This is a genomic window from Sphingomonas sp. GW821-FHT12D09, assembly GCF_058807215.1.
On sequence record NZ_JBXAQL010000002.1, the window covers coordinates 752,896 to 773,411 of the forward strand.

A 20,516-nucleotide genomic window follows, 5' to 3' on the forward strand; every position below is an offset into this window, starting at 1 on the left:
CGCATGGGGCAACCTTGTGGGCATGTGGCGAATTGTCCCGGACATGGAGAATAGCTTTCGAAAAGGCCAGAAGGTCCACTGGAGCTGGGCGGACGACACGGCGCACGGCAAGGTCCAGGAGCGCTTCGAGCGCCGCGTGCAGCGGACGTTCAAGGGCACCAGAGTGGTCCGCAACGGGTCGACCGAGAACCCGGCCTATCTGATCGTGCAGGAGGACGGTACCAGGCTGTTGAAGCTGGGCAGCGAGTTGCGCGCCGACTAGCCTCTTGTTCCCTTCCTGTTCTCGCGCTACGTCTCGGCGCATGGCGAAACCAAAGAAGCGTTATGTCTGCCAGGCCTGCGGCTCGGTCACCTCGCAATGGGCGGGGCAGTGCGGCGATTGCAGCGAGTGGAACCAGCTCGTCGAAGACCCCGGCGCCAACGTGACGCCATTCCAGTCGCGGCATAACCTCCAGTCGGGCGGGCGGGCGATCCTGCTCTCGGGGCTGAACACCGATATCGAACTGCCCGAGCGGACCTCGACCGGCATCGCCGAGCTCGATCGCGCACTGGGCGGTGGCTTCGTTGAGGGGTCGGCGACGTTGATCGGCGGCGATCCCGGCATCGGCAAGTCCACGCTGCTGCTCCAGGCGGCCGCCAAGATCGCGCAGCGCGGGCTGAAGGTAGTCTATGTCTCGGGGGAAGAAGCGGGCGATCAGGTAAGGTTGCGCGCGCGGCGGCTCGGCCTGGGCGGGGCGCCGGTGATGTTCGCCGCGGCGACATCGGTCCGCGATATCCTGACGACGATGGGCGAGGGGGAACCACCCGCGCTGCTGATCATCGATTCGATCCAGACGATGCATTCTGACCTGATCGAAGGTGCGCCAGGCACGGTCAGCCAGGTCCGCGCCGCATCGGGCGAGCTGATCCGCTTCGCCAAGGAACGCGGCACCGCGGTGGTGCTTGTCGGGCACGTCACCAAGGACGGCAGCATCGCCGGGCCGCGCGTGCTTGAGCATATGGTCGACACGGTGCTCAGCTTCGAAGGCGAGCGCAGCCACCAGTATCGCATCCTGCGCGCGGTGAAGAACCGCTTCGGCGGCACCGACGAGATCGGGGTCTTCTCGATGGAGACCGAAGGGCTGAACGAAGTCTCCAACCCGTCGTCGCTGTTCCTCACTTCGCGTGACGAGAGCGTCACCGGCACCGTGGTGTTCCCCGCGCTGGAAGGCACGCGGCCGGTGCTGGTCGAAGTGCAGGCGCTGACCGTGCGGCTGGCGAGCGGCGCCACCCCGCGGCGCGCGGTGGTCGGCTGGGATTCGGCGCGGCTATCGATGATCCTTGCCGTGCTGGAGGCGCGCTGCGGGCTGAGCTTCTCGACCTGCGAAGTCTATCTCAACATCGCCGGCGGCTACCGGGTGCAGGATCCCGCGGCGGATCTCGCCGTGGCGGCCGCGCTCGTCTCGGCACTGTCCGAACGACCGATTCCGGCGGACGCCGTGGTGTTCGGCGAAGTCGCGCTCTCGGGTGAGGTCCGACCGGTGGCGCATGGCGCACTGCGCTGCCGCGAGGCGGCCAAACTCGGCTTCGGCCGGGCGATGGCACCGATGACCCAGGTGAACGACAAGGGAGGGCTGCAACTCGCCGGATTCAAGTCGCTCGGCCAGTTCGTGGATCATCTGCTGGGAAGATGAGTTGGAGCGCGCAGGGGCTACCATTTCCACGACTTACGCAGCAAAGTGACGAACATGAAACAATCGACTGCCCTCAAGATCGCCGCCGGCGTCGCCGCAGCCGCCATTGGCGGTGCCGTCCTCTATTCGCGCGCCACGCGCCCGCCGGTGATCAACAAGAAGGTGCCCGAGCCTGCCAAGCCGGTCGATCTCGCCCGCTATCTCGGTAAATGGTACGAGCTGGCGCGCCACGAGAACCGCTTCGAGAAGGGGCTGGACGCCGTCACCGCCGAATATGCGCTGCTGCCCGACGGCAAGGTCGGCATCACCAACAGCGGCACGCTGAACGGCGAGCGCAGCGTCTCCGAAGGCAAGGCGATCGTGGTGGACGAGGCGACCAGCGCCAAGCTCAAGGTCTCGTTCTTCGGCCCGCTCTACACCGGCGACTACTGGGTGCTCGACCATGATGACGACTATCGATGGTCGATCGTCGGCGACCCGAGCGGGCGGTATTTGTGGGTGCTGGCGCGCGACGCGGTGCCGTCCACGGCGCTGGTGCAGGAAGTGATGAAGCGAGTCGAGACGCTGGGCTATGACCGCTGGGCGCTGCGGATCACGCGGCAGGGGTAAACTCCCCCCACCGCTTTACGGGTGAGGGACGGCGAGCCACGCGAGCCAGGGCGAGGGTGCGTGTTGGCCGCAAATGCGTCGCTCGCCTCCCGTTCATACCCTCACCCCGACCCTCTCCCGCAAAAGCGGGAGAGGGAGACTTGCCACTTCCGTCCGCCCGGCACCTTCGCATATAGGAGTCCCCGGGAGGGACGTGTTCCAATGACTTTGACCGGGCTCGATATCATCGTGCTGCTCGTGATCGGCGGCGCCGCCGTACTAGGTTTCATGCGCGGCTTCGTCACCGAAGTGCTGGCGCTGGTCGCCTGGCTGCTGATCGTGCTGGCGTTGAAGCTGTTCCACACGCCGCTCGCCTCCGCGCTGGCGGGGATGGTCGGCACGGCGCAGGGCGGGGCGGTGCTCTCCTTCGTGATCCTGACCGGCGTCACCTATTTCGGCGGCCGGCTGCTGGCCCGCTCGATCGGCTCGCGCACCCGCGAGAGTTTCCTCGGTCCGATCGACCGCGCGTTGGGCCTTGGCTTCGGCGCGCTCAAGGGCCTGATCCTGGTCAGCATCGCCTTCCTGCTGCTCGTGCTGCTGTTCGACACGGTGGGCGGCGGCCCGGCCAACCGACCGCAATGGATGACAAAGTCGACCACCTATCCGTTGCTCAACGCCACCAGCGCGAGCATCGCCGATTTCGTCGACCGCCGCCGCAAGGGCGAGCCGGTGTTCGGTGGCGAGCATGGCAATGCCAGCGCGAACGAAACCGAGGCGAATTCTACCCGATAGGGGGTCGCGCATTGCGCCTCGCTCCCCTAAGTCGGGAGTGGAATGAACGCGCCGCTGTACAACACCGAAATCCTGCGTCTCGCGGCTTCCGTGCCGTTCGAGGCGAGGCTGCAAGGGGCGATGGCCTCTTCCGAGAAACGCTCCCCGGTCTGCGGGAGCCGCGTCACTGTCGATGTGAAGCTTGACGACGAAGGCCGGGTCGAGGCGCTGGGCCTGGTGGTGCGCGCCTGCGCACTCGGCCAGGCTTCGGCGGCGCTTATGGAAGCGCATGCCGTCGGCCGTTCGATCGAGGAGCTGGAAGCCGCGCGCGACGGCCTGACCGCCTGGCTCGCCGGCGAACAGGCAACGCCGCCCGAATGGCCGGGGCTCGACCTGTTCACGCCCGCGCTCGAACATCGCGGCCGCCACGCCGCGATCCGGCTCGCCTTCGAGGCCGTCGCCGATGCCGCAAGCAGGGCGCGTAGTTGATGGAACACGCCAACGACGCGTCGCTGCTCGGCGAATATGTGCCGCTGCTCGGCTTTGCGCTTGTCTTCGTCCTGATCTTCCGCCGCTTCGGCCTGGGCGCCACGCTTGGCTATCTTGTCGCTGGCGCCGTGGTCGGGCCGCAGGTGCTGGGACTTGTCGGCGATGCCGAGAGCAAGATGGGCATCGCCGAACTCGGCATCGCGCTGCTGCTGTTCCTCGTCGGCCTCGAGCTCAGCCCGTCGCGGCTGTGGCGGATGCGCAAGGACATTTTCGGGCTCGGCCTGCTCCAGGTTTCGATCTGCGGGCTGGTGATCGCCGGCATGGTGTGGTTCGCGACCGGCAGCTCGGTCGGTGCGGCGCTTGCGCTCGGCTTGCCGCTGGCGCTGTCCTCCACCGCGCAGGTGCTGCCGATGCTCCAATCGGCGGGCCGGCTGCGCACCCCGCTGGGCGAGCGCGCCTTCGCCATCCTGCTGTTCCAGGACCTGTCGATCGTCCCGCTGATCACCATCGTCGCCGCGCTCTCACGCAACCCGCATGCGGCGAGCGGCACGCCCGGCTGGCTGCTCGGCATCTATACCGTGGCGGCGATCATCGGCCTGATCCTCGCCGGCCGCTATCTGCTGCGCCCGCTGTTCCGCCTGATCGGCAATCTCGGCGAGCGCGAGATGTTCATCTTTGCCGGGCTGTTCACCGTGATCGCCGCCGCCGCGATCATGGAGATGATCGGGCTTTCGGCGGCGCTGGGCGCCTTCATCGCCGGCGTGATGCTGGCGGACTCGCCCTATCGCCACGAGCTGGAAGCCGATGTCGAGCCGTTCCGCTCGATCCTGCTCGGCCTGTTCTTCCTGGCGGTGGGAATGACGCTCAACCTGCACGCCATCGCCGAGCGGCCCTTCTTCGTGGTCGGCATGGCGCTTGCGCTGATCGCCGCCAAGGCTGCGATCATCATGCTGCTCGGCATGTTGTTCGGCATGCCGCGGCGCCAGGCCTTCGCGCTTGGCGTGCTGCTCAGCCAGGGCGGCGAGTTCGGCTTCGTGCTGTTCGCCCAAGCCCAGTCGGCACTGCTGATCGAGGGGCAGGCGGCGAGCATCTTCGGTGCGATCGTCACGCTTTCCATGGCCACCACGCCGTTCCTGATGATGGCGACCAAACGCATCCGCACCGAGCCGGCGCCGAGCGCGAAGGACCTCGACCTGCCGCGCCACGAAGGCTCCAACGCCGTCGTGGTCGGCTATGGCCGCTTCGGCCAGACGGTGGCGCAGATGCTGCTCGCGCAGGATATTCCGGTGACCACCATCGATATCGATGTCGAGATGATCCAGACCGCCGGCGATTTCGGCATGAAGGTCTATTATGGCGATGGCCTGCGCGTCGACATGCTGCGCCAGGCCGGCGCGGCGGAGGCCGAGCTGATCATGTTCTGCAATGACGGCGACAAGATCGACGCCGAATTCCTCGAGGCCGTCCATCACGGCTTCCCCAAGGCAACGATCTTCGTGCGCGCCTTCGACCGGCGCAGCCTGATCAAGATGAAGGGCGCCCCCATCGGCGGCGCCGTCCGCGAAGTGCTGGAGAGCGCCGTGATGATGGCGCGCCAGGCGATGCAGGCCGTCGGCGTCGACCAGATGGAGATCGACAAGACCGAGGCGGAATATCGCAAGCGCGACAATGCCCGGCTCGATGTGCAGCGCGAAACCGGCGATTTGCGTGCGGGGATCGACGGAATGATCACCCATGCCAGCCGGGCCGCGGCGATCGAGATCGACCTCGAGTCCTCGGGGTGAAGGGGCGGCCCTTCCGCGAGCGGATGGGCTTCGCGCTCGCCGGCATCCGCACGGGTTGGGCGCGCGAGGCGAGCTTTCGCAGCCAGACGCGGCTCGCAGGGGCGGCGATCGTTGCGCTGCTCGTACTGCGGCCCGCGCCGGTCTGGTGGGGGCTGGTCGCGGTGTGTTGCGCTATCGTACTGGCACTCGAACTGGTCAATTCGGCGATGGAAGCGGTGATCGACCTGCTCCACCCGGGCATCCATCCTTCGGTGAAGGTCGCCAAGGATATGCTGGCCGGCGCAGTGCTGGTGATGAGCTTCGCTGCGCTCTTCGTGGCGATTGCGATGGTGGTGGCGAGCGGGCCGCAGTTTCTGAAGGAGATCGGGCTTTGAGGATCGTGGCAGTGCTCGCAGCGCTTTCGGGCGCGCTGGCCGTGGCGGCGGGCGCGTTCGCGGCACATGGCGCGAGCGGTCAGGCGGCCGAGTGGCTCAGGACCGGCGGGCACTACCAGCTGATCCACGCCGTCGCGGCGCTGGTCGCGGTCCGGATGGGCGAGCGGGTTTCGCCCTGGCTGTTCGTCTGTGGCGGCGCGCTGTTCGCCGGCACGCTTTACCTGATGGCGTTCGGGGCGCCGCACTGGCTGGGCGCAGTGACCCCGCTGGGCGGCGTGGCGCTGATCGCCGGCTGGGTCTGCCTGGCTATCGGCGCGTGGCGGCGGCCAGGCTGAACGTCACCGATTTTATCCGCACCCGGTTGCCGGTTCTGCCTGTGCCCGGGATTCCGGAGATCGTGCTGCACAAGGCGGTAGCCACCAGCGGACTCGGCCGACTGGCGGAGGAGGACGAGGAGTTCAGCTCGCCCTATTGGGCCTATTATTGGCTCGGCGGATTGGCGCTGGCGCGCTTCGTACTGGATCGGCCGGAGACGGTGGCCGGGCGGCGGGTGCTTGATCTCGGGACCGGATCTGGTCTGGTGGCGATTGCTGCGGCCAAGGCGGGCGCGGCATCCGTGCTGGCCACCGATATCGATCCCTATGCGGTGGTTGCGGCCGGGCTCAACGCGGCGGCGAACGGCGTAAAGCTGGATCTAGTGCAGGGCGACCTGACCGGTGGGCCGGTGCCCGAGGTGGATCTGATCCTGGCCGGCGATACCTTCTACGATCCCGAACCGGCCGCGCGCGCCATGCCGTTCCTGGCGCGCTGCCGGGCGGCGGGAATCGAAGTGCTGGTCGGCGACCCCCGCCGCGCGCCGTTGCCGCTGGAACGGCTGCGGGTGCTCGCGGAGTACGCGTTCGCCGAGACGGACAACGGCGTGTTCAAGCCGACGGCGGTGTTCGCGTTCGACTGATTGCTCCCCGCCCTGAAAGGGAGGAGAAGTAAGGTTACTCCGCCCCGACGATCTTCGCCACGCCAGCTGCCGCGTTCGGGTGATACCCCGCCTTGGCGCCTTCGTAGAACCGAACCGCGATCGGCTTACCCCAGTCGCCCTGGGCCATCAGGTCCTTGTAGATCGGATAGATCAGCAGGCCCCGACCGACGCGCTTGACGAATTCCTCGATCGAGGGAAGCGCCGGCTCATAGCGGTTGGCGATCGCCAGTTCTGCCCAGGCGGAGCGGACATAGGCGTTGTTCGACGCCGACAGGCCGAGCGTCTCGTCCAGCTCCTTGAGCCGCGCCGGGGCCTGCTGGCGAGGCAGGCCATTGAGGAAGCGCAGCCATTGCTGCGTCGCCCAGCCGGTGGGCTGCACGGCGCTCGCCGGGCCGCCGGCATTGAACGCCGCGAGCTTGGCATCGACGGCGGCGAGCGTCTGCGACTTCACCCGAACCGCATTGTCCGGCAGCCCGGCCATATAGGCCCAGCGATCGAGCTCCAGCTTGGCCTCGAGCGCCTTGCCGCCCTTGATCAGGTTGGCGCGCAGGTCCGCCAGGAAGCCGGCGGTGGTCTGGGGCTGGAAGGCGTGGCGGTCGAAATAGCCGCGCAGATAGACGTCCCACTTCGCGCGGCCCACTGCCGCCTCGATCGTGCGCAGGAAGGCCGATCCCTTGAAATAGTCGAGCTGGCCGAAGGTCGCGCCGGGATCACCGTGGAGGCGGGTGGTCGCCGCATCGGGGCCGCCGGCATCCTTGATGTCGCGCTGCATCCCGGCCCAGTCGAGATCGGTATACATCGCGGCGCGCTCCTTGCCGTACACCGCCTCCATGATCCGGCTCTCGAAATAGGTCGTGAAACCCTCGTTGAGCCAGGAGTCCGACCAGGTCGCATTGGTCACCAGGTTACCCGACCAGCTATGCGCCAGCTCATGCGCGACGACATCCGTGTTCGAACGATCGCCGGTGATGATCGTCGGGGTCAGGAAGGTGAGGGTGGGGTTCTCCATGCCGCCATAGGGGAAGCTCGGCGGCAGCACGAGCATGTCGTAGCGGCCCCAGCGATAGGGACCGTACAGGTTCTGCGCCGCGTCGATCATCTTCTCGACGTCGCCGACTTCATAGGCTGCGGCATCGAGCTGGCTCGGCTCGGCCCATACGCCCGAGCGCGGGCCCGTCGCCTTGAAGGCGAGATCGCCGACCGCCATCGCGATCAGGTAGGGCGGGACGGGCTTGTCCATGCGGAAGCGGAAGGCGCGCTTGCCGGTGGTGGTAAGCTGGCCCTTTTCGCCGTCCAGCCGCTCGGCGCTCATCACCGCGACGAAGCCCTCGGGCACGGTGAGCGTCGCGGACCAGGTCTGGCGGATGCCGGGGCTGTCCTGGCTCGGGATCCAGCTACGATTGTTGATCGGCTGGCCCTGGCTGAACAGATAGGGCTTGGCCTTGCCCGCAGTCAGCTCGGGCGCGAGCCATTGCAGCGCGCTGGCGCCGGGCCTGGTCTTGTAGCGCACAAGGATCTGCTTGTTGCCCTCGAGCTGCACGGTCAGCGCCGAGCCGAGCCCGAGTTCGGTTTCGCGCGGACCGATCGTGAAGGGCAGCGGCTTGCCCTTGGGGCAGGTCACCGAGAGGATATCGAGATCGTCCACATCAAGTACGATCTTCGTCGCGCTTTTGGCCGCCAGCACATCGAGCGTCGCGACACCCGACAGCGTCTTGCCGGCGAAATCCACGTCGAGGTCCAGATCGACATGCGTGACGCGCGCCACCTGGGGCTCGGCATGGGTCCACACGTCCTTCGCCTCGGGCGTGGTGAGGATCGGGGCCGTCGTGCCGGTCTGGGCGGCGGCAGGCGCGGCGATCAGCATCGCGGCGGCCATGGGAGCAAAGATACGCATGGCTGCGTGCTAAGCGGATCGGCGATGAACGGCAACTGATCGGCGACGACGCCGGACAACCGGAGGACGGAACCCCGCATCACCCATCCAGCATGTCGCGCACCTTCGCCGCCAGGTCGGTATAGGTGAAGGGCTTGGGTAGCAGCTGGACGCCCGGATCGAGCCGTCCGTGGTGGACGATCGCATTGCGGGCATAGCCAGTGGTGAACAGCACCCGCAGCCCCGGCCGCCTTTGCAGCGCTTCGGCGGCGAGCACTTCGCCGGTCATCCCGCGCGGCAGCACGACATCGGTGAACAGCAGGTCGATCCGGCCTGGCTCGGCGTCGATCGCGGCGAGCGCGGCGGGGCCGTGCCCTGCCTCGATCACTCGGTAGCCGAGCTCGCGCAACGCATCGACGGTATAGGCGCGGACATGCTCGTCGTCCTCGCACACCAGGATCGTCTCGTCCTGGCTGCCTTGCGGCAGCGGCTCGCTTTGGGCGGGCGCCGGTACGTCGCTTGCATCGCCGAAGAAGCGCGGCAGGTAGAGCTTCACCGTCGTGCCGTGCCCGACTTCGGAATAGATGCGGACATGCCCGCCGGACTGCTTGATGAAGCCATAGACCATCGACAGGCCCAGGCCCGTGCCGCGACCGACTTCCTTGGTAGTGAAGAACGGCTCGAAGACATGGGCGAGGGTTTCGGCACTCATGCCGGTGCCGGTATCCGAGATGCTGAGCAGCACATATTGGCCAGGCGCCACTTCGGCATCGCGGGCCGTATAATGGCTGTCGAGATGCGTGTTGGCGGTCTCGATGGTCAGCTTGCCACCGCGCGGCATCGCGTCGCGCGCATTGATCGCCAGGTTGAGTAGCGCGTTCTCGAGCTGATTGGCATCCACCTCGACCGGCCAGATGCGTCCGCCCTGTACGACCTCCAGCTCGACCGTCTCACCGAGACTGCGGTGCAGCAGGTCGGACATGCCGGCAATCAACCGGTTGGCGTCGATCCTCTCGGGCGCCAGCGGCTGGCGGCGCGAGAAGGCCAGCAGGCGCTGGGTGAGTACCGCGGCGCGCTGGGCCCCGTTCATCGCCGCTCCTGCCGCGCGTGCAAGCCTCGGCTCGTCGGCCGGCAGGTTGCGCTGGAGGATATCGAGATTGCCGGTGACGATCTGGAGCAGATTGTTGAAATCGTGCGCGACGCCGCCGGTCAGCTGGCCCACCGTCTCCATCTTCTGCGACTGGCGCAGCGCCTCTTCGGCGGCTTCCAGCGCATCCGCCTGTTCGCGCTCCGCGGTGATGTCGCGTGCGACGCAATAGAGCAGCTCGCCCTTGGGCACCGCCGTCCAGCTGAACCAGCGATAGGCGCCGTCCTTGCCGCGGAAGCGGTTCTCGAAGCGCAACGTCGCCTCACCATGCGCCAGGTCCTCGATCTCCTCGCGCGTCCGCACACGATCGTTGGGATGCTCCATCCATTCGGAGGTGCGGCCGACCAGCTCTTCCTCGCTCCAGCCCAGGATCTCGGTCCAGGCGGGGCTGACATTACGCCATACGCCCTTGGTATCGGCGATCAGGAAGGGGTCGCGCGCCAGCGTCCACAGCCGGTTGCGCTCGGCGATCGCCTCCTGCTCGGCGACCACGCGTGCGGTGGTCTCGCTGACGATGCAAAGCACGCCGCCCACCGTCCCGTCATCGTCGAAAACCGGCGAATAGCTGATGTCGAAATAGACCGTCTCGCCGCCGCGCCCCTGGTCGCGCTCGATATAGAAGGGGCGGTCTTTCGCCCAATAGGTCTCGCCGGTATCGCGCACGCCCTGGAGCAAAGGTCCCAGATCGTCCCACAGCTCGCCCCACCACAGCCGCGCCGGCTGGCCGAGCGCCTGAGGGTGCTTGTCGCCGATCGTCGGCGCATAGGCCTGGTTGTAGAGCGCGCAGAAGTCCGGGCCCCAGAACATCACGATCTCGGCGCGCGACGGCAGCAGCATCCCCACGGCGGCGGCAAGCGCGTTCGACCAGGTCGAGACCGGCCCGAGCGGCGAATCCGTGCCGATCGCGGCGGTCAGGCGGCCAAGCTCGCCCAGCGTTTCAAATAAGGTCGGTTGGGTCACCGCGGCCATTCTTGGTCTCGTTGCGCATGCGGAACTGCAGCCTCGGGTTTGACAACGCGGCGCAGCAGCAATCGGCTCCCTGATCGATACGGGTAAATCTGTAGGGGATCAGCCGAACGCGGCAAGCGCCGAACGATAGCGCCGGCCAAGCGGCAGCAGCGCGCCGCACTGGAGCTGGACCGCCGGGCGCCCGCTCGCCTCGCGATAGATCTGGCGGACATGGCCGCGGTTCACCACCACCTGGCGATGCACCTGCACGAAGCCGTGCCCGGCGAAGCGCGCGGCCAGCTGCGACAGCGTGGCGCGGACGAGATGGACGCGGCCAAGCACGACGATCTCGCTGTAATTGCCCGCCGAGCGGATGTGCGACACTTCGCTCGCCCGCAGGCGCAGCAACGGGGCTTCGGGAAGGTCCAGCCATTCGCTGGCAGCGATGCGCCACATGGCAGGTGCCGACTCTTCCTCCACCCCGTCGCGACGATCCGCCAGATGCCGACCCCAGGCCATCAGCGAGAGAAAGGCGGTGGTGCCGAGGATCGCCGAGCGCGGCAGATCGACCAGCGGCGGCAGGGACGGGCCGCCAGCCCCGCAAAACTCATAGGGTGAGAAGGCGATGGTGAAGCGCGACGCGGCGAGCTCGGCGACCAGCACCGGCACGAAGCCCAGCGCGCCGAGCAGCAGCGGCGGGTTGCCCGGGCGCCCGAGCAGCTCCTGCAGCGGCTTGCGGCTCGCCCAGCCAATAGTGAGCAGCGCGCCCCAGACGAGCAGCCGCGCCAGCCGCGCCTCGTCGACATGCTTGGCGGCATAGCCGCCCGCACTTTCCAGCCCGCCCATCCCATAGCCGAGCAGAAAGGCGAAGAGCGCTAGCGCGATCGCCGCGCTCAGCGGCACCCGCAGGTTCCAGATCGACTCGCGCACCATCGTTTGCATGCACGCAGACTAGCCCGCGAACGCGCGCGCGCGAACCGCCGTTCGTCACGCCGGTACGCCGTTCGTCCCACGCCGCTCCCTTTGGCCCCGCGATGCCCGGCATCCGCAGCACCGGGGGCTTTGGAAAGGGATAGTCATGCGTGGTTCGATCTTCTGCCTCTCGCTGCTCGCCGCGCCCGCCGCGCAGGCGCAGACCGCCGCACCGCCGCCGGCCAATGGCGCCGATGTCGTGCGCGCCGCCGACGATGCGTTCGGCCGGCGCATCGGCAATGAGGAGGTGGGGCTCTATTCGGAAAGCGAGGTCCGCGGCTTCGATCTCCAGGCGGCGGGCAATTACCGGATCGAGGACCATTATTATGTCCGGGTCGCCGGCATGCTGCTGCCGGTGACCGGTGGCACGGCGATCCGCGTCGGCGCCAATGGCCTGCGCACCGATTTCGCCGCGCCTTCGGGGGTGGTGCAATATCAGCTCCCAGCGGGGACCAGCGGCGCGCGAGCCTCGCTGGAGACTGGCTGGTGGGGCGGCTCGGGTCCGGTGGCGATCGTGCGGGCGGCCGCCGGTACGGGCAACTTCTCGGTTGCCGGTGGCGTCCAACTCAACCCGGCCCAAGACTATGTCGACGGGACCACCGGCGATTTTACCGCTGTCGGCCTGATCCCGCGCTGGTCGCCGGCGCCGGGCGTGCAACTGACCGGCCTGTGGAGCCACAACTGGTTCCCACGCGAAGGCGACACCTTCTTCGCCAATCCCGCCGGGGCGCCGCGTGACGTGAGGCGCTGGACCGAGCGCACCCAGGACTGGATGGGCAACAGCAACGAATCCGACCTGCTCGGCGCGATGGCGGATGTCGATGCGGGCAACGGCTGGCGCTTCGGCGCCTCGATCTTCCGCAATACGCTGCCCTATCACCACAGCGCCTTCAACCTGCTGCGCTTCACCGGCAACGGCAACGAGGCCGTGCAGAGCGGGTTGCTGTTCGGCCCCGAAAACCGCTGGGCGGTGTCGAGCGAAGTCACTGCCGCCAAGAGCTTCACCACCGGCCGGCTCACCCACCGCATCCTCGCCATGGCGCGGCGGCGCGATTCGACCGCGATCAGCGATCCGGGCGTGGCCTATTCCCTCGGTACCTATGCCGATGTGGACCACCCGCCGGCGATCGCCGGTCCTCCGATCGCACGCGCCGCGGCGCGGATGCGCGACGATGTCGGGCAATGGACCGGCGGACTCGGCTACCGCCTTTCGATCGGCGCGCTGGCCGAGCTGCGGCTCGATGCGCAACGGGTCGACTATGCCAAGCGCGTCCGCGCGGTCGATGGCAGGGTGACCGAGCAGAGCACCAGGCCTTGGCTCTATGGAGGCGCACTGTCGGTCGGGATCACCTCGCGCCTGATCGGCTTCGCCAGCTATGCCCGCGGACTCGAGGAAGCCGGCGTCGCGCCGGCCAATGCCGGCAATCGCGGCGCGGTGCTTCCCGCTGCGATCTCACGCCAGGCCGAGCTGGGGGTGAAATATGCGTTCGCCGGCGGCCCGACGCTGATCTCCGGACTGTTCGACTTGTCCAAGCCCACCCCCGGCATCGATGCCAACGGCGCCTTCGACTTCGTCGGCACGGTGCGCCACCGCGGCGTCGAGCTTTCGCTTGCCGGCCCGCTTACCCCCCGGCTGAGCGCGGTGCTCGGCGCGACCTATCTGGATGCGGCGATCGAGGGCGAGCTGGTGGAGCGTGGCGTGATCGGGCCGCGCCCGATCGGCCGACCCGAAGTCACCGCGCTCGCCAATCTGACCTGGCGCGTGCCGGGTCTGAAAGGGCTGACCCTGGACGGCGGGGTGAATGTCCGCGGCAGCCGCTATGCCGATCGCGAAAACCGCGTCGAGCTGCCTGGCTTTGCGACGGTGAACCTGGGCCTGCGCCAGGCCTTTGCGCTGGAGGGCTATCCGGTCACGCTACGGGCGCGGCTCACCAACCTCACCGACAAGTTCGTCTGGAATCCGAGCAATTCGGGACTGCTTACTGCCAACTCCCCGCGCACGCTGACCTTGACGCTGACGGGAGAGATCTAGCGCGGCTGCGCGTCGAGGAACGCCGCGACCTCGCCAAGGTCGACAGTCTTGTCGAGATAGGTCTGGCCGATCCCGCGGGCGAGCAGGAAGGGCAGGGTGCCGGCGCTCATCTTCTTGTCGTGCAGCATATGCTCGACCAGCCGCGCGCCGCTGGCGTCGATCCCGGCGGCCTTCAGCCCATTGGGCAGGCCGACCGCGGCGAGATGTGCCGAGACGCGCTCGGCATCCTGGCCGGGGCAGATGCCCTTGGCGGCCGAGAAGCCGAAGGCCAGCGCCATGCCCGCAGCTACGCCTTCGCCGTGGAGCAGCTTGTTCGAGAAGCCCGCCTCGGCCTCCAGCGCATGGCCGAAGGTGTGGCCGAGATTGAGCAGGGCGCGGGTGCCGGTGGTTTCGCGCTCGTCTGCCGCGACGATCCGCGCCTTGGCGCCCACCGAATGGGAAATCGCAGTTTCGCGCGCCGCCGGATCGCCGGCCATCAGTGCGCCGGCATTGGCCTCGCACCATTCGAAAAACGCGAAATCGTCGATCAGCCCGTATTTCACCACCTCGGCATAGCCGGCGCGGAGGTCACGGGCGGGCAGGGTGTCGAGCACCTGAGGGTCGATCAGCACGAGGCTGGGCTGGTGGAAGGCGCCGACCAAATTCTTGCCCGCGCGCGTGTTGATCGCGGTCTTGCCGCCCACCGAGCTGTCCACCTGGGCGAGCAGGGTGGTGGGGATCTGGACGAAGTTGCAGCCGCGCTTCAACACCGAGGTCGCGAAGCCGACCAGGTCGCCGATCACGCCGCCGCCCAGCGCAATGACATGGTCGCTGCGCTCGACCCCGAGCGCCAGCAGCTTGTCGAGCAAAGCCTCGAGCTGGGCCCAGCTCTTGGTGCCCTCGCCGGGCTTGAGGACGATCGCCTCGCTTGGCCCCAGGCTCGCCTGCAGCGTGGCGAGGTGCTGAAGGACGTTCTCGTCGGTGACGATCACCCAGCGCCGGTTCTTGTCGAACAATGCGAGCGCTTCGCCGGCGCGGGCGAGCAGCCCGGCTTCGATGCGGACATCATAGCTGCGGTCGCCAAGCGCGACGGGAACATTAGTCACAGATTGAGCGCCTTCAGGATCGCATCGACGGTGATGTCGTGCGGCGCTGCTATGCTGGGCACCCGGATCGGCGCAAGCGCGTAATAGGGATTGCGCACCGCGGCGAGCTCGACGAGCACTTCCTCCGGATCGCGCCCGCGCAGCAGCGGCCGCGTATCGCGCCGCCGCACCCGGTCGGCGAGCACTGCCGGCTCGGCATCCAGCCACACCGCGATCGCGTTCGCCAGGATCAGTTCGCGCGTGCCTTCATGCATGAACGCACCGCCGCCGGTGGCGATGATCTTGGGCGCGCCATCGACCAGCCGCGCGATCACCCGCCGCTCGCCATCGCGGAAATGCGCCTCGCCGAAGCGCTCGAAGATGTCGGCCACGGTCATCCCGGCGGCGGCCTCGATCTCGTGGTCGGCATCGACGAAAGACAGCCGCATGCGCTGCGCCAGGCGCCGGCCGACCGTGGTCTTGCCCGCACCCATCAGGCCGATCAGTACGATCGGCTTGCCCGTCCACCCGGTATTCACTGCCTGCGTGTGTAACATGTTCGGAAGGGCTATACAGCGAGGGCGGGTCTCGGGCAAAAGGCCCGAGAATTCACAATTTCCGGACCCAATTTCATGTCCCGCTTGATCGTTGCGTTGATCGTCATCCTTGTCGTCCTGATCGGCGGCCTTTTCTTCCTTGCCGGCCGCGAGACGAAGAAGGAGCCGGTGCGCATGGAGAAGGTGGTCCCGCTTGACAACCTCGCCAATTAAGGGCCGCCACCTCGCCCTTGCGGGGCTGTTGCTGGCTGGCGCGGCGGTGCCCGCGCTTGGCCAGCAGGACAAGCCCGAATCGCTGCTACCGCCGGGCTTCGACGAGCCCGCGCCGACACCGGCCCCGCGCCCCGCGCCTGCGCCGAGCGCCACCGCGCCCGCATCGACCACGCCCGGTGCCGCGCCTACCGTAGCGCCGTCGCTCGGCAACGACACTGCCGCTCTCTCCAACACCACCGAGGCCGAGGCGCTGCCCACCGGCCCGGTCGATCTCTCGCGCTACGAACTGCCGGAATTCGCCCGGCATTCGCTGGGCAAGGTCGGCGTGCTCGCCGCGGGCAACACTCCGTTCCCTGCAAAGAGCTTCGGCAAGACCGATGGCCGCGTCCTAGCAGCGCTGATGCAGCGCACGAACGCGCCGGTCGCCTCGCGCTGGGTCTCGATTGCGCTCCGTCGTGCGCTGATGTCGCCGCTCGACACGCCCGCCCATATCAACGGTGCCGATTTCGCCGCCGAGCGCGCCTGGCTGCTACTGCGCATGGGCGAGGCCAATGCTGCCCGCGCGGTGATCAACGACGTGGACGGCGAAGACTATACCACCCGCATGCTCCAGGTGGCGATGCAGGTCTCGCTCGCCACTGCCGATCCGGGCGGCCTTTGCGGGATCGCCGATCGCGGCAATCAATATATCCACCAGCGCGGCTGGGCGCTCGCCCGGGCTATGTGCGCAGGGTTGGCCGGCAAGCCCAATGAGGCCGGCCAACTGCTCGACCAGGCACGCGGCGGCACGCCGGCCAGCGACATCGACAATCTGCTCGCGGAGAAGGTGCTCGGCACCGGCGCGCAGGGCCGCCGCGCAGTCACGCTCGAATGGGCCGGCATCACCCGCCTGACTGCCTGGCGCTGGGGCCTGGCGACTGCGACCGGGCAGGAAGTCCCGCTCTCGCTCTACGGCACCGCCGGCCCGCAGGTCCGCTATTGGCAGGCGCTCGCCCCGCAGCTCTCGCCGCGGCAGCGCGCCGCTTCGGCCGAGCTCGCCGCCACCGCCGGCGTCTTCTCCAATGCCGGTCTGGTCGATCTCTACAGCGAGATCGCCGACAGCGACGATTCCGGCAGTACCGAAGGCGCCGTCGCCCGCGACCTGCGTACCGCCTATGTCGACGGCGATGTCGGCGATCGCCTAAAGGCGATCCGTACCCTCTGGACCGAGGCAACCACGCCGCGCACCCAATATGCCCGGCTGATCCTCACTGCGCGCGCCGCGTCCTGGATCCCCGCGGACGCCAAGGTCGAGGAACCCGAGAAGCTGATCGCCTCGATGCTCTCGGCCGGCTACGAGACCAAGGCGATGGAATGGCGCGCCGTGGTGCCGCGCGGCTCCATCGGCTGGGGCCTGCTCGCGCTCGGCGATCCCGGTGCCGCCGGCCCGGTCGCATATGGCGATTTCGACGCGTTCAAGGATGCCGCGGGCCAGCGCCGCGCGCAGCTCGCCTTTGCCGGGCTCGCGGGCCTTGGCCGGTTCGAGACCAGCGATGCCCAGCGCGGTGCGGCTGCGCTCAATGTCCCGATCGGCGCGCAGAACGACTGGACCCGCGCGATCGACGCTGCCGGCAAGCGCGGCGATTCGGCGATGGTCGCCTTGCTCGCCGCGGTCGGCATGCAGTCGCGCGTCTGGGACAATGTCACGCCCGAAGCGCTGTTCCACATCGTAGCGGCGATGCGCGCGGCGGGGATGACCAGCTATGCGCGGATGATCGCCGTGGAAGCGGTCACGCGGTCGGCTTGACCGCCCCCGGCGACGATCGCGCACTGATCGAGCGCTTCCTCGAGATGATGCGGGCGGAGGCGGGTGCCGCTGCCAATACCATCGCCGCCTATGGCACCGACCTGCGCCTCGCCTCCCAGCTCCTTGGCGGCAGGCTGGGCGGGGCAGGGCGGCCCGAGCTCGAGAAGCTGGCTGCCGAATGGCAGCCGCTCTCCCGTGCCAGCGTCGCCCGCAAATCGGCGTCGCTGCGCCGCTTCTACGCCTTCCTCGCTGACGAAGGCCTGCGCGCCGACGATCCTTCCGCCGCGCTCCCGCGTCCCGGCACTTCGCGCGGGCTCCCCAAGATCCTCAGCATCGAGGATGTCGACCGGATGTTCGCGGCGATCGCCGATCGCATCGCGCGTGTCCCTGCCGATCCGAATGACCTTCGCCTCCAGGCGCTGATCGAGCTGCTCTACGGCTCGGGCCTGCGCGCCACCGAACTGGTCTCGCTCCCGCGCAACGCCGTGTCACCCGACCGGCCGTATCTGATCCTCAAGGGCAAGGGCGGGCGCGAGCGGCTGGTGCCGATCTCGGACCGCGCCCGTGCCGCGGTGGCCGAATGGCGCGAACATGTCGCGCCCGGCCGGCCCTTCCTCTTCCCTTCGGGCAAGGGCCATCTCTCGCGCGTCCGGCTCTACCAGCTCGTCCGCGCGCTGGCCGGGGAGGCGGGTATCCCGCCCGATCGCGTCAGCCCGCACGTCCTGCGCCACGCCTTCGCCACGCACCTGCTCGATGGCGGTGCGGACCTGCGCGCGTTGCAGGCGATGCTGGGGCATGCAGACATCGCGACGACCGAGATCTACACGCATGTCGACAGCCGCCGGCTGGTCGAACTGGTCAACCAGCGGCATCCTTTGGGGGAAGCACTCGTTGACGTGAAGACACGGCAAGGTTAGCCCCCGCACCGATGACCACTTTCCTCGACTTCGAGAAGCCGATCGCCGAGCTTCAGACCCGCATCGACGAACTGCGCCAGACCGCCGCGGGCGGCGAGGTGAACATCGATGCCGAGATCGGCCCGCTCCAGGCCAAGGCCGAGAAGCTCCTCAAGGACACCTATGCCAAGCTCACGCCCTGGCAGAAGACCCAGGTCGCCCGCCATCCGGAGCGCCCGCACTTCAAGCATTATGTCGCCGGGCTGATCGAAGAGTTCATGCCGCTGGGCGGCGACCGCGCCTTTGCCGACGACAATGCGATCCAGGGCGGCCTGGGCCGCTTCCGCGGGCGCCGCGTCATGGTGATCGGCCATGAGAAGGGCGACGATACCGCCAGCCGGCTCAAGCACAATTTCGGCATGGGAAAGCCCGAGGGCTATCGCAAGGCGATCCGCCTGATGGCGCTCGCCAACAAGTTCAACCTACCGGTGATCACCCTGGTCGACACCTCGGGCGCGTTCCCGGGCGTGCAGGCCGAGGAGCGCGGCCAGGCCGAAGCCATCGCGCGCTCGACCGAGGCCTGCCTCAACCTGGGCGTGCCGCTGATCGCCTCGATCCTCGGCGAAGGTGGCTCGGGCGGCGCAGTCGCGCTCGCGGCGGGCAACACCGTGCTGATGATGGAGCATGCGGTCTATTCGGTGATCTCGCCCGAAGGCTGCGCCTCGATCCTGTGGCGCACCTCGGACAAGGCGGCCGACGCCGCGGAGGCGATGAAGGTCACCGCGCAGCATCTGAAGGAACTGAAGGTGATCGACCGGATCGTCGGGGAGCCGCTGGGTGGCGCGCACCGCGATGCCGGCGCCGCGGTGCATGCGCTGGGCGACGCGATCGAGGAATCGCTGGCGAGGCTCGACGGCATGTCGCCCGAGGGCCTGCGCCAGGCCCGCCGCGCCAAGTTCCTGGCGATGGGCCGGATCTGACGCGATTCGCCTAGCGGACCGGCGCGCTGTGCTCGCTGGCGGCCAGGCTCGCGCCCAGCATGCCCAGGCCCTGGACGACGGCAAGGATCGCGCAGATCGCAAGGAACGCGACCAGCACCAGCTCGATCGGCGTCACGGCCTTTTTGGAGGATAGCTGCTTCATCCTCTCCTTATAGCGGAGTCGGCATGTACGCCGGCTGAAGCGGCTGGTTTTCCGGGGTTCAGGAAAAGTCCTGAGGGGCGTGCGCCCGCGCCGACCGGAAATGAAAAAGGGCGGCGAGACCGAAGTCCCGCCGCCCCAATTCGCTTCCGTTTGTCGGAAGGTTCGGCTTAGCCGACCTTCATGCTCGACGAAACGTTGGTGAAGGTCGACTTCAGGGTGTTGCCCAGGCCCTGCATCGCGGCAATCGCGGCAACGGCGATCAGAGCGGCGATCAGGCCGTACTCGATTGCGGTGGCACCCTTGGAATTCTTAAGGAAGTTGCGGATCTTCATCATAACCGGTCTCCAGTGTTCAAATGTAGCTTCATTCACCCGGCCGGCCCGGAGGTGACTCCGATTCGGCAAGCTCAAACTACGAACCGGAAGTAAAAAAACGCCTAAGACCAAGCGTTACGATGCCGTAACCAAACTATTGCGAAGCGGCGGCGACCTTGTTGTTCACATTGCCCCACATGCCGATAGTCGTGCCGGCGACGCCCTGCAGGCTGGCGATCATCGCGATCACGATGAGGGCGACGATCAGGCCATATTCGATCGCGGTAGCCGCACGGCTGTCGAGGATCGCGGTGCGGATAAGGTGGACCAGGGCTCGCATTGACGGCACTTCTTCTCCAAGGATGCCCGGAAATTAGCCAAAGAGGCTTAACGAAGTGTCGATGCGCGTTGCAGATATGTTGCTGGTCGTTGCGGTGGCGATGCAAGATGGGGAGGGTCGCGTGCTCCTCCAGCAGCGCCCGCCGGGCAAGCCGATGGCAGGGCTGTGGGAGTTCCCGGGAGGCAAGATCGAGCCCGGCGAGCGCCCCGAAGCCGCCTTGGCGCGCGAGCTCCACGAGGAACTGGGAATAACCCTTAGCGTAAAAGACCTGAGCCCCATCGCCTTTGCCAGCGAACCCCTGGAAGGCCGCCACCTGCTCCTGCTGCTCTACGGCCTGCGCGACTGGCAGGGCGAGCCCGTCGCCCACCACGCGACCGAGCTGCGCTGGGTGACCCCGGCGGAGATGCGCGGGATGCCGATGCCGCCGGCGGATGTGCCGCTGGTGGAGGCGCTGGTGGGGATGCGCCGATAGCCCGGCGTGCCTGGGCACCCGGGGATCGGCAGAAGGAAAGGACCGGCGCGTTCTCTTCTCGGGCGCTCGGGCTCGACGACGATTGGCATTTGGTATTCGTGTTC

At 67.9% G+C, this 20,516-nt stretch carries 23 protein-coding genes; 15 read left to right on the forward strand and 8 right to left on the reverse strand.

Translation table 11 applies throughout. The features are described from left to right. Nucleotides 1–22: 22 nt before the first annotated feature. The 9 genes from AC1RPL_RS13525 (at nt 23) to AC1RPL_RS13565 (ending at nt 6,634) form a co-directional block, all read left to right on the forward strand. Nucleotides 23–262 carry a hypervirulence associated TUDOR domain-containing protein gene (locus tag AC1RPL_RS13525; protein ID WP_493069807.1) on the forward strand — a complete coding sequence of 80 codons (240 nt, stop codon included), beginning with the start codon at nt 23–25 and terminating at the stop codon, nt 260–262. A gap of 40 nt (nt 263–302) precedes the next feature. After that, nucleotides 303–1,673, forward strand: a complete 1,371-nt coding sequence (radA, locus tag AC1RPL_RS13530) for a DNA repair protein RadA (protein ID WP_493069808.1) — start codon at nt 303–305, stop codon at nt 1,671–1,673. Nucleotides 1,674–1,727: 54 nt separating this feature from the next. Next, nucleotides 1,728–2,282 carry a lipocalin family protein gene (locus AC1RPL_RS13535; RefSeq protein ID WP_493069809.1) on the forward strand — a complete coding sequence of 185 codons (555 nt, stop codon included), beginning with the start codon at nt 1,728–1,730 and terminating at the stop codon, nt 2,280–2,282. Between the two features lie 201 nt (nt 2,283–2,483). After that, entirely contained in the window at nt 2,484–3,053 is a 570-nt protein-coding gene (locus AC1RPL_RS13540) for a CvpA family protein (RefSeq protein ID WP_493069810.1), read from the forward strand. Nucleotides 3,054–3,095: 42 nt separating this feature from the next. Next, nucleotides 3,096–3,521 carry an iron-sulfur cluster assembly scaffold protein gene (locus AC1RPL_RS13545; RefSeq protein ID WP_493069811.1) on the forward strand — a complete coding sequence of 142 codons (426 nt, stop codon included), beginning with the start codon at nt 3,096–3,098 and terminating at the stop codon, nt 3,519–3,521. Then, complete coding sequence (locus AC1RPL_RS13550) at nt 3,521–5,305, forward strand: cation:proton antiporter domain-containing protein (protein ID WP_493069812.1); 1,785 nt, start codon at nt 3,521–3,523, stop codon at nt 5,303–5,305. Before AC1RPL_RS13545 ends, AC1RPL_RS13550 begins: the two co-directional genes overlap by 1 nt. Continuing rightward, nucleotides 5,302–5,679 carry a diacylglycerol kinase gene (locus AC1RPL_RS13555; protein WP_493069813.1) on the forward strand — a complete coding sequence of 126 codons (378 nt, stop codon included), beginning with the start codon at nt 5,302–5,304 and terminating at the stop codon, nt 5,677–5,679. The genes AC1RPL_RS13550 and AC1RPL_RS13555 overlap by 4 nt, the downstream gene beginning before the upstream one ends. Beyond that, on the forward strand, nt 5,676–6,014 hold the full coding sequence (locus AC1RPL_RS13560) for a DUF423 domain-containing protein (protein ID WP_493069814.1): 339 nt from the start codon (nt 5,676–5,678) through the stop codon (nt 6,012–6,014). The genes AC1RPL_RS13555 and AC1RPL_RS13560 overlap by 4 nt, the downstream gene beginning before the upstream one ends. Further along, nucleotides 5,996–6,634: a class I SAM-dependent methyltransferase gene (locus tag AC1RPL_RS13565; RefSeq protein ID WP_493069815.1), complete on the forward strand. Its 639-nt coding sequence runs from the start codon at nt 5,996–5,998 to the stop codon at nt 6,632–6,634. The genes AC1RPL_RS13560 and AC1RPL_RS13565 overlap by 19 nt, the downstream gene beginning before the upstream one ends. A 34-nt stretch (nt 6,635–6,668) precedes the next feature. Here the strand turns inward: AC1RPL_RS13565 and AC1RPL_RS13570 are convergent, their stop codons facing one another. The 3 genes from AC1RPL_RS13570 to AC1RPL_RS13580 form a co-directional block, all read right to left on the reverse strand. Next, entirely contained in the window at nt 6,669–8,549 is a 1,881-nt protein-coding gene (locus AC1RPL_RS13570; protein ID WP_493069816.1) for a M1 family metallopeptidase, read from the reverse strand. Nucleotides 8,550–8,628: 79 nt separating this feature from the next. Next, complete coding sequence (locus tag AC1RPL_RS13575) at nt 8,629–10,644, reverse strand: hybrid sensor histidine kinase/response regulator (protein WP_493069817.1); 2,016 nt, start codon at nt 10,642–10,644, stop codon at nt 8,629–8,631. Nucleotides 10,645–10,743: 99 nt separating this feature from the next. Further along, complete coding sequence (locus AC1RPL_RS13580) at nt 10,744–11,565, reverse strand: LytTR family DNA-binding domain-containing protein (RefSeq protein WP_493069818.1); 822 nt, start codon at nt 11,563–11,565, stop codon at nt 10,744–10,746. A gap of 136 nt (nt 11,566–11,701) precedes the next feature. On the opposite strand from AC1RPL_RS13580, the gene AC1RPL_RS13585 reads away from it, so the two are divergent. Continuing rightward, complete coding sequence (locus AC1RPL_RS13585) at nt 11,702–13,627, forward strand: TonB-dependent receptor (protein ID WP_493069819.1); 1,926 nt, start codon at nt 11,702–11,704, stop codon at nt 13,625–13,627. Here the strand turns inward: AC1RPL_RS13585 and aroB are convergent. Continuing rightward, entirely contained in the window at nt 13,624–14,712 is a 1,089-nt protein-coding gene (gene aroB / locus AC1RPL_RS13590) for a 3-dehydroquinate synthase (RefSeq protein WP_493069820.1), read from the reverse strand. The two genes, AC1RPL_RS13585 and aroB, sit on opposite strands and share 4 nt — an antisense overlap. Then, nucleotides 14,709–15,248, reverse strand: a complete 540-nt coding sequence (locus AC1RPL_RS13595) for a shikimate kinase (RefSeq protein ID WP_493069821.1) — start codon at nt 15,246–15,248, stop codon at nt 14,709–14,711. Before AC1RPL_RS13595 ends, aroB begins: the two co-directional genes overlap by 4 nt. Nucleotides 15,249–15,323: 75 nt before the next feature. On the opposite strand from AC1RPL_RS13595, the gene AC1RPL_RS13600 reads away from it, so the two are divergent. Genes AC1RPL_RS13600 through AC1RPL_RS13615 form a run of 4 tightly spaced genes read left to right on the forward strand, consistent with a single transcriptional unit; the run spans nt 15,324 to nt 19,123 of the window. Next, nucleotides 15,324–15,461 carry a hypothetical protein gene (locus AC1RPL_RS13600; protein WP_493069822.1) on the forward strand — a complete coding sequence of 46 codons (138 nt, stop codon included), beginning with the start codon at nt 15,324–15,326 and terminating at the stop codon, nt 15,459–15,461. Beyond that, nucleotides 15,442–17,247: a hypothetical protein gene (locus AC1RPL_RS13605; protein ID WP_493069823.1), complete on the forward strand. Its 1,806-nt coding sequence runs from the start codon at nt 15,442–15,444 to the stop codon at nt 17,245–17,247. Before AC1RPL_RS13600 ends, AC1RPL_RS13605 begins: the two co-directional genes overlap by 20 nt. Further along, complete coding sequence (locus tag AC1RPL_RS13610) at nt 17,244–18,164, forward strand: tyrosine-type recombinase/integrase (RefSeq protein WP_493069824.1); 921 nt, start codon at nt 17,244–17,246, stop codon at nt 18,162–18,164. The genes AC1RPL_RS13605 and AC1RPL_RS13610 overlap by 4 nt, the downstream gene beginning before the upstream one ends. Before the next feature lie 11 nt (nt 18,165–18,175). Then, complete coding sequence (locus AC1RPL_RS13615) at nt 18,176–19,123, forward strand: acetyl-CoA carboxylase carboxyltransferase subunit alpha (protein WP_493069825.1); 948 nt, start codon at nt 18,176–18,178, stop codon at nt 19,121–19,123. Nucleotides 19,124–19,133: 10 nt separating this feature from the next. On the opposite strand, the gene AC1RPL_RS13620 is transcribed toward AC1RPL_RS13615, so the two are convergent. From AC1RPL_RS13620 to AC1RPL_RS13630, 3 genes are all read right to left on the reverse strand, one after another. After that, nucleotides 19,134–19,286: a hypothetical protein gene (locus AC1RPL_RS13620; RefSeq protein ID WP_493069826.1), complete on the reverse strand. Its 153-nt coding sequence runs from the start codon at nt 19,284–19,286 to the stop codon at nt 19,134–19,136. Nucleotides 19,287–19,453: 167 nt separating this feature from the next. Further along, entirely contained in the window at nt 19,454–19,621 is a 168-nt protein-coding gene (locus tag AC1RPL_RS13625; RefSeq protein ID WP_493069827.1) for a Flp family type IVb pilin, read from the reverse strand. 133 nt (nt 19,622–19,754) lie between these two features. Continuing rightward, nucleotides 19,755–19,940, reverse strand: a complete 186-nt coding sequence (locus AC1RPL_RS13630) for a Flp family type IVb pilin (RefSeq protein WP_493069828.1) — start codon at nt 19,938–19,940, stop codon at nt 19,755–19,757. Between the two features lie 61 nt (nt 19,941–20,001). Here AC1RPL_RS13630 and AC1RPL_RS13635 point away from each other — a divergent pair, with 61 nt between their 5' ends. Continuing rightward, a complete protein-coding gene (locus tag AC1RPL_RS13635) occupies nt 20,002–20,412 on the forward strand; it encodes a (deoxy)nucleoside triphosphate pyrophosphohydrolase (protein ID WP_493069829.1) in 411 nt (136 codons plus the stop codon). Nucleotides 20,413–20,516 lie beyond the last annotated feature (104 nt).